Source organism: Bacillus sp. Brlt_9 (assembly GCF_051948935.1).
In the GTDB taxonomy this organism is placed as follows: domain Bacteria; phylum Bacillota; class Bacilli; order Bacillales; family Bacillaceae_G; genus Bacillus_A.
Window position 1 is genome coordinate 880,799 of the sequence record NZ_JAYJLO010000002.1, and the last position, 15,692, is coordinate 896,490.

At 35.9% G+C, this 15,692-nt stretch carries 17 protein-coding genes; 13 read left to right on the forward strand and 4 right to left on the reverse strand.

Going from position 1 to position 15,692, the window contains the following annotated elements:
- Positions 1-43 precede the first annotated feature (43 nt).
- Positions 44-310, forward strand: a complete 267-nt coding sequence (locus VF726_RS10960) for a YlbG family protein (RefSeq protein ID WP_002080814.1) — start codon at positions 44-46, stop codon at positions 308-310.
- Positions 311-365: 55 nt separating this feature from the next.
- On the opposite strand, the gene VF726_RS10965 is transcribed toward VF726_RS10960, so the two are convergent.
- Positions 366-755: a DUF7147 family protein gene (locus VF726_RS10965; protein WP_000616013.1), complete on the reverse strand. Its 390-nt coding sequence runs from the start codon at positions 753-755 to the stop codon at positions 366-368.
- Positions 756-1,404: 649 nt separating this feature from the next.
- Between VF726_RS10965 and rsmD the strand changes: the two genes are divergently transcribed.
- Entirely contained in the window at positions 1,405-1,971 is a 567-nt protein-coding gene (gene rsmD, locus VF726_RS10970; protein ID WP_429606865.1) for a 16S rRNA (guanine(966)-N(2))-methyltransferase RsmD, read from the forward strand.
- Positions 1,968-2,459: a pantetheine-phosphate adenylyltransferase gene (coaD, locus tag VF726_RS10975; protein WP_000200599.1), complete on the forward strand. Its 492-nt coding sequence runs from the start codon at positions 1,968-1,970 to the stop codon at positions 2,457-2,459. The genes rsmD and coaD overlap by 4 nt, the downstream gene beginning before the upstream one ends.
- On the opposite strand, the gene ylbJ is transcribed toward coaD, so the two are convergent.
- Positions 2,451-3,680 (reverse strand): sporulation integral membrane protein YlbJ, encoded by a 1,230-nt coding sequence (gene ylbJ / locus VF726_RS10980; protein ID WP_440167993.1) that lies wholly within the window; start codon positions 3,678-3,680, stop codon positions 2,451-2,453. The two genes, coaD and ylbJ, sit on opposite strands and share 9 nt — an antisense overlap.
- Before the next feature lie 113 nt (positions 3,681-3,793).
- On the opposite strand from ylbJ, the gene VF726_RS10985 reads away from it, so the two are divergent.
- Together VF726_RS10985 and VF726_RS10990 are read left to right on the forward strand one after the other, a co-directional pair.
- Positions 3,794-4,585 (forward strand): patatin-like phospholipase family protein, encoded by a 792-nt coding sequence (locus VF726_RS10985; protein WP_440167995.1) that lies wholly within the window; start codon positions 3,794-3,796, stop codon positions 4,583-4,585.
- Positions 4,578-5,603: a SepM family pheromone-processing serine protease gene (locus VF726_RS10990; protein ID WP_440167997.1), complete on the forward strand. Its 1,026-nt coding sequence runs from the start codon at positions 4,578-4,580 to the stop codon at positions 5,601-5,603. Before VF726_RS10985 ends, VF726_RS10990 begins: the two co-directional genes overlap by 8 nt.
- A 24-nt stretch (positions 5,604-5,627) precedes the next feature.
- Here VF726_RS10990 and VF726_RS10995 read toward each other — a convergent pair whose 3' ends face one another.
- A complete protein-coding gene (locus VF726_RS10995; protein WP_440168301.1) occupies positions 5,628-6,869 on the reverse strand; it encodes a nucleotidyltransferase in 1,242 nt (413 codons plus the stop codon).
- Between the two features lie 153 nt (positions 6,870-7,022).
- Between VF726_RS10995 and VF726_RS11000 the strand changes: the two genes are divergently transcribed.
- The 3 genes from VF726_RS11000 (at position 7,023) to VF726_RS11010 (ending at position 8,394) form a co-directional block, all read left to right on the forward strand.
- Positions 7,023-7,523, forward strand: coding sequence for a YceD family protein (locus VF726_RS11000; RefSeq protein WP_000872144.1), 501 nt, complete (start codon positions 7,023-7,025; stop codon positions 7,521-7,523).
- Positions 7,524-7,585: 62 nt separating this feature from the next.
- The gene (gene rpmF, locus VF726_RS11005; RefSeq protein ID WP_001984764.1) at positions 7,586-7,759 is read left to right on the forward strand and encodes a 50S ribosomal protein L32; all 174 of its coding nucleotides are present in this window, start codon (positions 7,586-7,588) and stop codon (positions 7,757-7,759) included.
- A gap of 128 nt (positions 7,760-7,887) precedes the next feature.
- A complete protein-coding gene (locus tag VF726_RS11010) occupies positions 7,888-8,394 on the forward strand; it encodes an RsfA family transcriptional regulator (RefSeq protein ID WP_087958559.1) in 507 nt (168 codons plus the stop codon).
- A 34-nt stretch (positions 8,395-8,428) separates the two neighbouring features.
- Here VF726_RS11010 and VF726_RS11015 read toward each other — a convergent pair whose 3' ends face one another.
- Positions 8,429-8,902 (reverse strand): N-acetyltransferase, encoded by a 474-nt coding sequence (locus VF726_RS11015; RefSeq protein ID WP_000506704.1) that lies wholly within the window; start codon positions 8,900-8,902, stop codon positions 8,429-8,431.
- Positions 8,903-9,204: 302 nt separating this feature from the next.
- On the opposite strand from VF726_RS11015, the gene panE reads away from it, so the two are divergent.
- The 5 genes from panE (at position 9,205) to VF726_RS11040 (ending at position 15,645) form a co-directional block, all read left to right on the forward strand.
- Positions 9,205-10,089 (forward strand): 2-dehydropantoate 2-reductase, encoded by an 885-nt coding sequence (gene panE / locus VF726_RS11020; RefSeq protein WP_440168303.1) that lies wholly within the window; start codon positions 9,205-9,207, stop codon positions 10,087-10,089.
- Between the two features lie 79 nt (positions 10,090-10,168).
- A complete protein-coding gene (gene bshC / locus VF726_RS11025; protein WP_440168001.1) occupies positions 10,169-11,785 on the forward strand; it encodes a bacillithiol biosynthesis cysteine-adding enzyme BshC in 1,617 nt (538 codons plus the stop codon).
- A gap of 368 nt (positions 11,786-12,153) precedes the next feature.
- Positions 12,154-13,086: a 16S rRNA (cytosine(1402)-N(4))-methyltransferase RsmH gene (rsmH, locus tag VF726_RS11030; RefSeq protein ID WP_166701987.1), complete on the forward strand. Its 933-nt coding sequence runs from the start codon at positions 12,154-12,156 to the stop codon at positions 13,084-13,086.
- A 15-nt stretch (positions 13,087-13,101) separates the two neighbouring features.
- Entirely contained in the window at positions 13,102-13,464 is a 363-nt protein-coding gene (gene ftsL, locus VF726_RS11035; RefSeq protein WP_000067082.1) for a cell division protein FtsL, read from the forward strand.
- A 21-nt stretch (positions 13,465-13,485) separates the two neighbouring features.
- The gene (locus VF726_RS11040) at positions 13,486-15,645 is read left to right on the forward strand and encodes a penicillin-binding protein (protein ID WP_440168003.1); all 2,160 of its coding nucleotides are present in this window, start codon (positions 13,486-13,488) and stop codon (positions 15,643-15,645) included.
- Positions 15,646-15,692: the final 47 nt, after the last annotated feature.

Sequence of the window (15,692 nt, forward strand, 5' to 3'; positions counted from 1 at the left end):
AATATAAAATATATGTTTTTAAAAGGAGAAGATGGAGAAGATTATGTTCGGGCAACGACAAAGTATGATTGTTTATTTACATTCATTGAAACATGCCAAGATTTTAAGGAAATATGGTAACATACATTACATATCAAAACGCTTAAAATATGCAGTAGTATATTGTGATATGGAACAAATTGAGCATATGATGCAAAAGTTGAATAAACTTCCTTTTGTGAAAAAGATAGAACAGTCGTACCGCCCGTATTTAAAAACGGAATTTGAAAATTCTCGTCCTGATCGGGCAAAAGAATACGATTATAGTTAATAGAAAAAATCCCCTGCTAATTTTAGCGGGGGATTTTTTTTATTGGAATAAAGTGTTATTTCATTGGAGGAATGAAATTATTCATTCGTAAAATACCAATTAAATGATTGAAAAACAGTTCTTTTTCTGGAAAAGTTGTGGATGGTTTTACTGTAAAGGTAGTCACTTTTTTTCCTAGTTGTTCTGCCGTTTCTTCAAATAATAGGACACGTTTACTTTTTTTATTTTCAAGTACAGGAATGCCTTCACGACATATGTATAATGGCTGGAAGTCACCAGTAGTAGTTGGTTTTAATATTACAACAAGTGAGCACACTTTTTTTTCATTTTTAATCGTTTCAAACTGTAACATATGTGTTATACGTTCTTGATTTGCTTTGGCAATTTCAAGTAATTCATATAAATCAGAGTAGCCTTCTCCGAGTTCTATAAAGCGTTGAATCATATTTTTTCCTCCTCTTTCTTTTACTGTACCATCTCACTTTTTAAATGAAAAGTAAACAACGAAAAAAAACCCTGCAAAGCAGGGCCCTTCTTATACTAGCATGTACTAGTAAGAAGGCAAAGGGAGAGGAGAAACCGGAGGAAGAACTTATGGGGAAACGTAAGTCTTCTCCGCGGTTGGCAACAACATCGAAGGTGATGTTGTTATAATTATTTATGTCCAATCTAAATGAAGATATACATCATGAAATTAAATTTTATGTTGGGCTTTTTATTTTTCTTTTTTTTATTTTATGATAGGATAAAAAAGATAAAGTGAAACTTTAATCAGTGGGGGCATTTCCCACTGATTATTAGTTGAACCAATCGGGCTTTTACGGGCAGTTAGACCTCCCACCTAACTTCTTTGCTCTAGCTGAATTTTGAGGTGGGAGTTTTACTGCCCGTTAACGCGGGGTAAAGTGAAACGAATAGTTCGTGTTAGCGAATGGTGAGATGAATACATAAAAATGCAGAGCAGTTATTTTAAACGAAGTTCTTCTAGTGTTCGTTGAAAGATGAATGGAATCGTATAGTTTGGTAGCGGTTACCGAATGGAGAAGGGTTTTCTATAATTGCTCGATAGATTGAAATAAAGGTAGTGACAACAGATGAGAGTAGTTTCAGGAAAATGTAAAGGACACCCACTTAAAGCGGTGCCGGGTAATACAACACGTCCAACGACAGATAAAGTAAAAGAATCGATTTTTAATATGATAGGCCCTTATTTTGATGGTGGTATCGCGCTTGATTTATTTGGCGGTAGTGGTGGTCTTGGAATTGAGGCTATAAGTAGAGGGATTGATAAAGCAATCTTTGTTGATCGAGATAATAAAGCGATAAAGGTAATCCATCAAAATTTAGAAAGTTGTAGAATACAGGAACAAGCTGAAGTATATCGAAATGATGCAGAACGTGCGGTAAAGGCTCTTATAAAACGTGAAATAGCATTCGATCTTATATTAATTGATCCTCCGTATAAAGATCAAAAAATTGTATCTTTAATTAGTGTGATGGATCAACATGGATTGCTACATAGAGATGGATTAATTATGTCAGAGCATGGTAATGATGTAGTTTTACCTGAGTCTATAGGAAGACTTGTAAAAGTGCGAGCTGAGAATTACGGCGTTACAGCAATATCGATCTATAAGTATGAAGGTGAGGGGACAGAATGACTAGTATAGCTATTTCTTCAGGAAGTTTTGATCCAATTACCCTTGGGCATCTGGATATTATTAAAAGGGGAGCAAAGGTATTTGACGAGGTATACGTAGTAGTTTTAAACAACTCGTCAAAAAAACCGTTCTTTTCAGTTGAAGAGCGTTTAGACTTAATTCGAGAAGCAACAAAGGAAATACCGAATGTAAAAGTAGATTCACATAGTGGACTATTAGTGGAGTATGCGAAAATGCGTAATGCAAATGCAATTTTACGTGGGTTACGAGCGGTTTCTGATTTTGAATATGAGATGCAAATTACTTCTATGAATCGAAAATTAGATGAAAACATTGAAACCTTTTTTATTATGACAAATAACCAATATTCATTTTTAAGTTCGAGCATTGTGAAAGAAGTCGCGAGATATGGCGGAAGTGTAGTAGATCTTGTACCCCCTGTTGTAGAACGTGCTTTAAAAGAAAAGTTTCAAACCCCGTTAAAGTGAACGGGGTTTTTCTTTGTTGCTACGAAAAAATAATAAAATAACATATACATATAAACAAAATAAAGTAAATATCGGTCCATAGTGTATAAAAGATGTCCAAATTTCATGCAGTATAGAAGAAGAGTTGGAAAAAAATACGGGAATATCTTTTTGCATAGGTGAAAAAGAGCTTACTTTTTCATAAAATGGTTTCCAAAATATAAAGGTAAAAATAGGAGCAAGGATACTTTGGATAATTCGTGCGAAAAAATAAGGCTTAAATCGTATGTCTGTTTCAGCTAATATGCTAGCAACTTGTGCCTGAATAGAAAGGCCGCTAAATGCTAAAATAAAGCTTGTTACCATCGCTTGCTGCAGGAGGGGTGTATCATTTATTTGACTAATCATTTGGCTCCCGAGTGTCATTTCGAAAATGCCTGATAATATCGGAATACTAAATTCGGTAGTTAGTTGGAAGAATGATAAAATATGTTGCATAATAAAAGAAAGAGCTACGGTAATATGAAATACAGTAATCATTTTATTTAAAACAGAGAATAAAATAATAAATCCACCAATCATAAGTAGTGTTTGAATAGAAGAAACGATAGCGTCTCCAAGTAATTTTCCTATTGGTCTTTTTTCTTGCATACGTGTTTCGTGTAGGATTGAAAATGGGTTTTGAAAAGAGCGTTTTTTAGTAGTATGTTTATCATGCGTGGAAATCTTGTTATTACCGTAAAATCGCATCAGTAACCCGACGAAAAAGTTACTAAAATAATGTGCAGCAGCTAATACGATTCCTAATTTCGGATTATTGAAAAAACCGATAGAAACAGCTCCGAAAATAAAAAGTGGATTGGATGAGTTTGTAAAAGATACGAGGCGCTCTGCTTCGATTTGTGTTAGTTGATTGCTTTTACGCAGTCTGGCGCTTAATTTGGCGCCAGCGGGGAATCCTGAAGCCATTCCCATTGCCCAAACAAATCCGCCTATCCCTGGCACGCGGAAAAGTGGTCGCATAAGTGGTTCTAATATAACGCCTATAAATTTTACAACACCAATACTAATGAGAAGTTCGGCAATGATGAAAAACGGTAAAAGTGAAGGGAATACAACTTCCCACCATATATTTAACCCTCGAATGGAAGCTTGCAAAGCAGCTTGGGGGTGGAGTACAAGAGAAAAGGTTAAAAACAGTGTTGATATGGTAAGGAAAGCCGTTTTCCATTTTTCATACATGTAAGTAAATCCCCCTTTGTCCCAAAAAACGTTCATTTCAGTATACGTGGATACGTAGTGAATTTAGACCATAAGTATGAAAAAGGAATGAAAAAAATTAAAGGGTGAGAAAAATGAAAGAACCGAAAATTGGTTTAGCGCTTGGATCTGGGGGTGCAAAAGGATTTGCCCATATTGGTGTTATAAAAGTTTTAAGGGAAAATGGTATACCGATTCATATGATTGCAGGAAGTAGTATGGGGGCTTTAGTAGGTACATTTTATGCAGCTAGCTCTAACGTTGAAAGACTATATAAACTGGCAAATGTTTTTAAAAGGAAATATTATTTAGATTTTACGGTTCCGAAAATGGGATTTATTGCTGGAAAACGTGTCAAAGATATGATTAAAATGTTTACATATAATAAAAATTTAGAAGAGTTAGATATCCCGACGGCTGTTGTGGCTACTGACATTTTGAAGGGGGAAAAAGTAGTTTTTACAAGTGGTCCTGTTGCAGAAGCGGTGAGAGCTAGCATATCTGTACCTGGAGTGTTTGTACCAGAGAAAATAGATGGAAGATTATTGGTGGATGGCGGAGTGATTGATCGTATTCCAGTATCGGTTGTGAAAGAGTTAGGTGCCGATATTGTCATTGCTGTTGATGTATCCCCAATTAAAGTAAATGGTGAAGTTACGTCTATTTATGATGTGATTATGCAGAGTATTGAAATTATGCAACATGAGCTTGTAATGAATCGGCAAATTGCATCGGATTTAATGATGCGACCAGCTGTAGAACAATTTAGTTCCCGTGCTTTTACAAACATTGAAGACATTATTCGAGTTGGAGAAGTAGAAGCGGAAAAACATATTGCAAATATTCATTTATTAATTGAGCAGTGGAAGGAGAAACATAATGTTTAAGCGTTTTCGGTTTATATATGCAATTTTAATAGGGGTTATATTGGCGATGTTACTTGTTTACGTACGTTTACCGTATTATATAACAAAACCAGGAATGGCTGCCAAATTAGAGCCTTACGTTCAAGTTGAAGGGGGAACGAAAGAATCTGGTGACTTTATGCTTGTTACGGTTTCGATGGGACCAGCAAATGTGGTGAATTTAATAGCGGCACAGTTTAATAAATATACACATATTTCAAAAGCGGAAGAAATATTGCAAAAAGGTGAAAGTGATGAAGAATATCAATTTCGCCAAAATTATGCGATGAAAGATTCGCAAAATGCAGCAATCTATAATGCTTACAAACGTGCAAATCGTACGGTTTCTTTTGAAGATAAAGGTGTATTGGTTGCTGGTGTAGCGAAAGGGATGCCGTCAGAAGGTAAGCTTAAACTTGGAGACGTTATCATAGCTGTCGACGGAAAAATATTTGAAAAGACGGAGCAATTTATTGAATATATGACAGGGAAAAAAGAAGGAGATACAGTAAGTATTGAGTACAAGAGGAATGGAAAACAGTTAAAAGAAAACTTAAATGTAAAGACCATTCCGAATGGAAATGGGCGTGTTGGTATAGGTGTTTCTATCGTTACGGAAAGAGAATTAGTGGTAGATCCGAAAGTGAAAATTGATTCTCATGAAATAGGCGGACCATCGGCAGGTCTAATGTTTACATTAGAAATATATAATCAGCTGGTGGAAGAGGATTTAACAAGAGGTCATGAAATAGCTGGAACAGGTACGATTAATGAAAAGGGAGAAATTGGCCCGATTGGCGGTATTCAGCAAAAAGTGGTCGCTGCAAGTGATGCTGGTGCTGAAGTGTTCTTTGCACCAAATGAAAAAGGTGCTGAGAAATCGAATTATAAAGATGCACTTGAGGCTGCGAAAGACATTAAAACAAAAATGAAAGTTGTGCCAGTTGATACGCTGGAAGATGCATTAATGTATTTAGAAAAAATAGGCAATAAAAAATAAACCTCTCTGAAAAAGAGAGGTTTTTTATAGAAATTTTGAGGTTGTTTCATCATAACGAATGGGATGATGTGTTGCATCTTGTTTTAGTAGTTGTGTTCGTAACGGTTCTTGCATGATGGAGTAATATACAGAATTGGCTTTTCGCTCTATATGTAAAGTTGGATGGTCAAATATTTTTGTATGGGTAAGGATTGGAAGCTCTATTTTTTTCTTGTTTTTTGAAAGGTAAGTTTGTCCTTTTCGTGACATGCCTAGTAGACGGATGTACGGTGCATGCTGCTCTATATTTGCGTTATGTATTTCTTCTTTTGTTGTATTCGTTAAAATATGTGTACAAGCTCTTTGTAATCTAGTCCACGTATAACGCTTCGTTTTTAATGCTTCCATGAATGAATGGAAGGAGGAACTGGTTTGTATTTTTGATAAAATACGATGCTCTAAACCTTCTTCAATTTCATATATATGTCGTAAGTCGTCTGGAGACATTGTCATAAGTTTGTATTTGAAAAATGAAAAGTATTGTTCCCAATTATGTAATGTCCCGTAGTTTTGCTTATAACTTGCTAAAAGAGAGGCAGTCGCTTTTGGGATAAAAGGCTCAATTTCTGTAAAGGAACTATTTTCGCTAAAAAGTTGTTTGCGAATACTTGTTGCGCTTGCAATATGTTGGTCGTTAAAAGTTTCATCATGATAATGAGAGGCAAATCTTTTTATCGTTTGTGCTTGCATAGAACTATTTTGCGTCAAAATTGCTTTCATGTATTGGAAGCCTAAAATGTTATTCGGTTGTGACATGTCTATGTTTTTTTCGGAAGGTAAAATGTGTCGGAAAGCTTCAGAAGTAGCTTTTGCGTAACTATTACCTGCGTTCATAAATTGCTTTACAAGACGATTATAAGTCTCTTCTTTATTTTTTTGCACAGAGATGGTGTTATAAAAATTTTCGATTTGGCCATCTTCACTACCGAAACAAATTTCAGAAACGTGTAGGGCGTTTAAAATAGATATAGCGCCATTTGCAAAGGTTTCAGCCTTTTGTGTTGAAAAGGCATATGGAAGCTCTACAACGAGGTCTACACCGCATGCTAAGGCCATTTTGGTACGATACCATTTGGATACGAGTGCCGGCTCGCCACGTTGTAAAAAAGGGCCACTCATAACAGCTATTGTAATATCAGAGTGTGTTAACTTTTTTGTTTGTTGCACATGATAATCATGACCGTTATGAAAAGGGTTATATTCAACGACAATACCACTGGCTTTTATGGTAATCTCTCCTTTCGATGTAGCATCTTTTTGAAAAACGTGATACTCTATATAATATTTACTATGATGACTTCATTATAGTGTAAAGAAAAAACATTGACAAATATAAAATGGCTAGCTATAATTTTGTTTGTTGCCTTGAGGTGATATGATATGAAATGGTCCATCCATCAATTGAATAAATTGAGAAATAAAGGATTGACATTGGATGAGATGGTAGATGTAAGTGAGCTAAAAGAGGTCGAGAAAGATATTCGTGAAATTAATCCTGTTCATGTAACAGGAAGAGTTGATTTTGGCTCCGGTAAGTTTACGTTCCATCTACATATAACTGGAAGCATGGTTTTACCATGTTCTCGCTCTTTAGTAGATGTGACATTACCATTTGACATTAAAACAACTGAGGTGTTCCAAACTTCACAAGAAGAATTTGAAACTGAAGCTGAAATTCATTGTTTAGAAGGAGAAGTACTTGACTTACTGCCCGTAATCAAGGAAAATATACTTTTGGAGATTCCAATGCAAATTTTCAGTGATGATGTTTCTGGTGGAGCACCGATGCAAGGTCAAGACTGGCAAGTGATTTCGGAAGAAAACAAAGAAAAGACTGTTGATCCAAGATTAGCAGGACTTGCAAAGTTTTTTGACAAATAACTCGGAAGACTGGTTCAGGCCTTCATATGAAAATAACTATTTCTTTTAAGGAGGTGGGAAGAATGGCTGTACCTTTTAGAAGAACTTCTAAAACAGTAAAAAGAAAGCGTCGTACGCATTTCAAATTATCAGTACCTGGTATGGTAGAGTGCCCAAGCTGTGGTGAAGCGAAATTAGCTCACCGTGTATGTAAAGCATGCGGTACTTACAAAGGTAAAGAAGTAATCAGCAAGTAATTGCGGGAAATAAACGTAGAAGATATCTTCTACGTTTATTTTTTTTGTCTTATTCTTCATTTGATGTATTCTATCTTTTCTAGTAACTGCATATGTTTAATAAAAAATGCATAGGGAGGACTAGAGAGATGGCGACAACAAGACAAGATGCTTGGACTGATGATGAAGATTTGCTTCTGGCAGAAGTAGTACTCCGGCATATTCGAGAAGGCGGAACGCAATTATCTGCCTTTAAAGAGGTGGGAAGACATTTATCTCGTACACCAGCAGCATGTGGCTTTAGATGGAATTCTTACGTTAGAAAGCAATACAAAGAACGTATTGAAGAAGCGAAGCAACTGCGTAAAGTGGAAAATTATGAAGTGAAAGAGACGAAGGTATTAGAGCCTACGTCAATTACATTGAATGATGTTATTGATTTCTTGCAAAATTATAAAGATGAAAACTCTTTAATGGTGTTGCAACAGCAAATTGAATCGTTACAAACAGAGAAAGAGAGTCTTTTGGAACGATTATCAGTATATGAGGAAGAATATAGAACATTGCTTGATTATATCGATCAAAAAAGAAGTGTAATGGTAGCAGAAAGGAATAGTGCTCGTTCGAATGGGAAATTAGAGAAGTTAAAGAAATAAAAAAACAGCTGCTATGTAGCTGTTTTTTTATTTCTTATGCAGACTCTTCGTTTGTAACCGTATTCAAATTTGTTTCTGGGTTCCAAACGTAAAAATCACCATCGGGTACTGATACAGGCTGAAAATTTAATTTATCCCAAAAACCAGCTGAATGGATACGTGCGATCGTTTTAATTGGGAACTGCAGCCCTTTCGCATAATTTACAAGCATTTCTCCGAATCCTTGTTTTTGGAAAGTTGGTAACACTTCAAGTTTATAGAGTTCTAGGTAAGTACCTGTAATTTCGAATGGTTCCCCGCCGTTCCTTTTCATGTATAGACTCATACGTGCAATTAGTGATCCGCCGTAATAAATACCGTAAAATGGAGATTCACTATCGTTTTCAATAATATTCGCTTGTAATTCTTCTAACATGGATAGTTCTTGAGCTCCGCAACCTTTAAATTTTTTAAACTCGTCTAATGTTTTATAATTGATGAGCAAGCGCTCAACTTTTGGGAATCCCATAACATCACATCCTTTTCTTGTCTCGTTGAATGCAGAAAAGTAAAAATATTTATAATAATATTATAACTCATTTTTTTATTTTTATGAAGATGATAGTATATTTCTTTTATTATTTTTTTGAGGATTTGCTAAACTAAGAGTAGGAGCATATTAATAAGTAGTATGTACATATTGGAAGAAGAGGTGGCATTTGTTCATCTTTAGTTAATTATGATCCCGTATCAATTGGGCATTTGCGGGATAAAAAGGGGAGGGGAAAAAGGGACTTATGTATCGTGTTCAAATAAGTTCCTTGTGTGATAATGAAAATTGGAGTTGTGGGACCAGGAGCAATCGGTCTATTATATGCATTTTATTTACAAAAAAGTAATCAAGATGTTACGTTGTTTACAAGGACAGCTAAGCAGGCTGATGAATTGAATATAACGGGTGTAACTTGTATTAGGGAGGGGAAACGCGAAACGGTATTCCCGCCTGTTTTACCAATAGAAAGTATGTTAGACAAACAGCTAGACTATATATTTATTGCTGTTAAGCAATATCATATAACTGACATACTACCTTTTGTGCGAGGGAAATCCTCATTAATCTTTTTGCAAAACGGAATGTCACATCTTCATGCTATGCAGAAAATAGAGAATGAAAATATTGCAGTTGGAATTGTAGAGCATGGTGCAAAAAAAGAAGAAATACATACCGTTTATCATACGGGAATAGGTGTAACAAAGTTTGGAATTGTGCACGGCCGGTCTATACATTTTGAAAAAATGTTTAACTGCTTTCCATTTCCACATTTTCCGATTCACATAGAAGAGGATTGGAAGGATGTTATGCACAAAAAATTAGTGGTTAATGTATGTATCAATCCATTAACAGCATTATTACAAGTCAAGAATGGAGATTTGATTACGAATCCATTTTTTTATCAGATGATGGAGCAAGTATTTCACGAAGTCGCTTTTCTTGTTAAAGAAGAAAAAGAAATGGTATGGGAACTAGTACGTCACGTATGTGAAAGAACGTCTCATAATACATCATCTATGCTGGCAGATGTAAGAGCGAATAGACAAACGGAAATTGGTGCAATTGTTGGGTATGTATTAGAAGAAGCTAAGAAACAGCAAAGATCCGTTCCGACACTTCAATTTTTGTTTGATGCAATAAAAGGATTAGAAGTAAAAGTATAAGTGTAATTCTTTGCTTTTACGTGCAACATTGACTACAATGTGGATTGGTGAGAGAACAGGATACGAAAGGAAGAATTATATGGAGATAAAAGAAATCTCTGTTCCGCAACAAGGTGTTGTAGCGGACTATATGAACGGTAAAAAAGAGATACAGTCGTGTTTTGATTATATGTTAACAGAAGATGCTTTTAAACAGCGTGTACAAGATTTGCGTGAGAGGGAGTTTTTCCGCCAAGATTTAGTAGCGCATTTATTAGAATATAATACAAAATTACAAGCGGGAGAAGCTACAATTCAAAATGTAAAATCGCTTGGAGATGAAAATACATATGTTGTAATAGCTGGGCAACAAGCTGGGTTATTAACAGGGCCACTTTACACGATTCATAAAATTATTTCAGTTTTACAGCTTGCGAAGGAAAAGGAAGAAAGTTTAGGTGTTAAAGTTGTTCCTGTTTTCTGGATTGCTGGTGAAGATCATGATATGGATGAAATCAATCATACTTTTGTAACGAAGAATAAAAAAATAAAAAAGACTATTTTTCATGATCGTAATCCGAAAAAGGCGAGTGCTTCAGAGTCCGAGCTTTCTTTGGAAGACTGTAGAAAGTGGATTGAAGAAATTTTTAAAACATACCCTGAAACGAATTTTACAAAGGATGTACTTCAATTTATTGATGATTCACTGGCGAAATCAAATACGTATGTAGATTTCTTTGGTCATCTTATTATGAAAATGTTCGTGAATTCTGGTTTAATTCTTGTCGATTCGCATCATCCTGAACTAAGAAAATTAGAAGTGCCATTTTTTAAACAAATTATAGGGAAGTATAAAGACGTACAAGAAGGGCTACATAACCAACAGGAAGTAATTAAAGAATTAGGATATAAACCAATTATTGAAACGAAGTCTAATGCAGTGCATATATTCATGGAAATTGATAATGAGCGAGTGTTACTTGAAGACAATCAAGGCAAGTTTGTTGGGAAGGATGGAGCGTATTCCTTTTCATATGAGGAATTGATTGATGAGATGGAAAGAAGCCCGGAGCGCTTTAGTAATAATGTTGTAACGCGCCCTCTTATGCAAGAGTATGTATTTCCTACGTTGGCATTTATTGGGGGGCCAGGAGAATTAGCTTACTGGAGTGAATTACAACAAGTCTTCCATACGATTGGTTTCCGAATGCCGCCTGTCGTTCCGCGTATTACAATCACTTATATAGAGAGGGATATAGCGACAGATTTGCATGATTTACAATTGCAAGAGAGTGATCCGTTTTTAAATAACGTAGATAAGTTGCGTGATGATTGGTTGTCTAATCAAATAGAGGAACCGATAGATGACCGATTTGTAGAGGCGAAAAAAGAAATAATTGATATTCATATGTCATTACAACAATTTGTGAAGAAAATAGATCCTGGATTAAGTGCATTTGCAGGGAAAAACGAATTCAAAATTAATGAACAAATTGAACTGTTGGAAAAAATGTTGAAAAGAAATGTTGAGAAAAAACATGAAGTGCAATTAAATAAATTCCGTCGTATACAATTTGCACTCCGCCCATCAGGAGCGCCGCAAGAGCGTGTGTGGAATGTATGTTATTATTTAAATCAGTACGGTTTAGATTTCGTTGATCGTGTAATGGAAACATCATTTTCTTGGAACGGGAAACATCATGTTATAAAACTATAGAATCTTGCTCTTAGGAGCAGGATTTTATTTTTATCTCGTTGAATTTACTGTGAAGTGAAATTTTTCTGAATTATTAATTTAAAAATGGTGAATATCGTAATTATGCAGGATACTTAAATATATGACAAAATAGCACAAAATGTAAACGTATTATTATCTTTTTCGACAGTTTTTTATTTCAATTCCCGCAAAAGATGATAAAATTTAGTATATAATAAAAGAAAATAGCGATTTGTATAGTATGCTGCCTTTGTAGGCAAGTTAAATGAGTCGTTCTTTCATAGTATTTCGTTTTCTAATCGTGAATTATGCGTTTAGAGGAGGAGATACATTCAACATAATTAATTGGAAAAAGAGTAGGTGCAACAATGTTTAAACACGTAACAGTGCTTTTGAAGGAAACAGTAGACGGCTTAGATATAAAGCCAGATGGTACATATGTAGATTGTACACTGGGGGGAGGAGGACATAGTTCTTATTTATTATCCCAACTAACTGAAGGCGGAAGATTAATCGCGTTTGATCAAGATGAGATAGCGATTCAAAATGCGAAAGAAAAATTCTCTTCATACGGTGAGCAGTTCATAACAGTAAAGAGTAATTTCCGTTATTTATCTGAAAAACTACAGGAATTAGGTATAACAGAAGTAGACGGTATTTTATTTGATTTAGGTGTTTCATCCCCGCAATTAGATACACCAGAGCGTGGTTTTAGTTATCATCATGATGCACCGTTAGATATGCGAATGGATCAGGATGCACCGTTAACAGCATATGATGTTGTAAATAGCTGGTCATATGAACAACTTGTAAGAATTTTCTTCCAGTATGGTGAAGAGAAATTTTCAAAACAAATAGCAAGAAAAATTGAAGCGTATCGTGAGAATAAAGCTATTGAAACGACAGGGGAATTAGTAGAGCTAATTAAAGAGGGTATTCCAGCTCCTGCTCGTAGAACGGGGGGGCATCCTGCGAAGCGAGTGTTCCAAGCAATCCGTATTGCAGTAAATGATGAATTGAAAGTATTTGAAGAAGCGTTGGAATCTGCAATTGAAATGGTTAAGCCAGGCGGAAGAGTTAGTGTTATAACATTCCATTCTTTAGAAGACCGTATTTGTAAAACGACGTTTAAGCGAAATAGTACAACGCCACAATTGCCACCAGGATTACCAATTATTCCTGATGAATTTAAGCCGAAATTAAAGCTTATTACGAGAAAACCGATTTTACCTTCTGATATTGAGTTAGAAGAAAATAATCGAGCGCGTTCTGCGAAATTGAGAATCGCTGAAAAAAGATAAAAAGGGGAGAGAGGTATGAGTAACTTAGCTGTAAAGTACAAACAACAAGCGCAAGAAGAGGTTCAGATTCAAACGCCCCCACAGCAGATGGTTCAGCCAAAAGCTAAAGCGAAGATTACAAGAATCGAAAAACTGTTGTATGTAGCGTTTATTGGCTTTTTATTGTATGCCTGTGTAGCGTTTATTGGAAATAAAGCAGGTCTTTATCAAGTTAATGTAGAAGCTGCGACGATAGAACAAAAAATTGTACAGCAGCAAAAAGAAAATCAAGAATTACAAGCTGAAGTAGAGAAGTTAAGTCGTTATGAACGCATCTCTGAAGTTGCGAAAAAACACGGGCTAGAAATTAATGCGAATAATGTGAAAGGCCTCAAATAAGGCAATAGGTGTGAAGGGAAAATGAAGAGAACTATGACTAAATTTCATACCAATAAGGGAGCAGGGTATTTTATGATTTTATTCCTCCTGCTCTTTTTGCTGTTATTAGCCCGATTTTTTTACATACAAGCAACAGGAACCGTGCATAATCAAGATTTGGATAAACTCGCTCAGCAAAAACATGGTAAAACAGGAGTTCTGGAAGCGAATCGCGGGACGATTTATGATCAAAACGGCCATGTATTAGCGCAAGATGCAAACTCTTATAAACTTGTAGCGGAATTAAAAGGTGCGAAGCCGGTTAAGGATAAAGAGGATACTGCAAAGAAAATTGCGGGAGTACTCGGAACAGATGAAGAGACGATTTTAGCCACGTTAAATAAAGAAGGTAGAAGTCAAGTGGAATTTGGGAAATTAGGTAAGGGCTTGACGAAAGAACAGAAAGATCAAATAGAAGCGTTAAAATTGCCAGGTATATCTTTTATTACTGAAAATGCAAGAGTATATCCAAACGGTGATTTCGCATCTTATGTCGTAGGTCATGCGAGACCTGATGATAAGGGGATTGCTAAAGGGCAATTTGGTTTAGAACAGAGTTTGGATAAGTATTTAGGAGCTTCTAACGGAAAAGTAGCTTATACAGGCGATCGTAAAGGTGTGTCTCTTGACGGCGGGAAAGTGAATGTAGAGGCACCTAAAAATGGAGATAATGTATATTTAACGCTTGACCAGCGTATTCAAAGTTATTTAGAAGACGCAATGAAAGAAGCGAGTAAACATTATGAACCAGAAAGCTTAATAGGAATTGTTGCGGATCCAAAAACAGGGAAAATATTAGGAATGTCTAGTAAGCCTAGTTATGATCCGAACCAAGAGAATATTAAGTATTTTTATAATGATGCAATTGCAAATGCATTTGAACCTGGATCAACAATGAAAATATTCACGCTAGCAGCAGCTATTAATGAAGGTGTGTATAAGGGACAAGATTATTATCAGTCTGGTACATATCAAGTAGGAAACAGAAAAATAAAAGATCATAACGGCGGTGCTGGATGGGGATCTATCACGTTCGATGAAGGGGTAGAGCGTTCTTCCAACGTAGCGTTTGCAATTTTAGGGGATCAAAAACTTGGCCCAGAACGTTTCCGAAAATATATCCATGCTTTCGGATTAGATGAAAAAACGAACATTGATTTACCTGGTGAAGGGTCAAATACAATTATATTCGATCAGCAAATACAGCAAGTAACAACAGCTTTTGGACAAGGTTCTACTGTAACGCCAATTCAACTTGTACAAGCTGCAACAGCTATTGCAAATGATGGGAAAATGATGAAGCCTTATACAATTGATAAAATTGTAGATCCAATAACAGGCGAAGTAAAATTAGAACATAAGCCAGAAGAAGTAGGAAAACCTGTTACGAAAGCAACAGCGGCGCAAGTAAGACAGTTATTAGAACGTGTTGTTACATCGCCGAAAGGAACTGGAACTGCTTATAAAGTCGATGGATATTCAGTTGGTGGTAAAACAGGAACAGCGCAAATTCCGGATGGAAAAGGTGGCTATATGACAGGGAGAGAGAATTACATATTCTCGTTCTTAGGTATGGCACCTATGGATGACCCACAACTTGTTGTATATGTAGCTGTTAAACAACCGAAGTTGAAAGATGATGAGAGTGGCGCACAACCTTTAGCTGATATTTTTAAATATGTAACGAAGAATAGTTTAGAGTATTTAAAGATTAAGCCTAATGAAGTGAAAGATCCGAAGAAATATGTGAAAGAGCAGCAAACTGCTGTTCCAGATGTAACCGGAAAAACGATGGAAGAAGCGAAAAAAGCTATTGATAAAGCAAAACTTCGTCCAATCGTATTAGGTGAAGGGAAAGTACAGCAACAAGTACCGAAAGCGACTGAACAAACATTGAAGGGTGACCGAGTCTTCTTAGTGGCGGATAAACCTACAATGCCAAATATACAAGGCTGGGCGCTTCGCGATGTTATGAATTTAGCGAAAACATTAAAGCTTAACCTAAAACCTAATGGTACAGGATACGTAACTGAACAAAGTGTGCCAGAAGGAACATTGTTGCAACCTGGTACAGAGTTAGGTGTAACACTTGTACCGCCACTTGAACCACAACAAGAAGCAGAAAAGCCAAGTTCTAATTAAATAAGTACAAGCATATATTGGAACAAGCTAGGCGTAAGGGAGGCTTG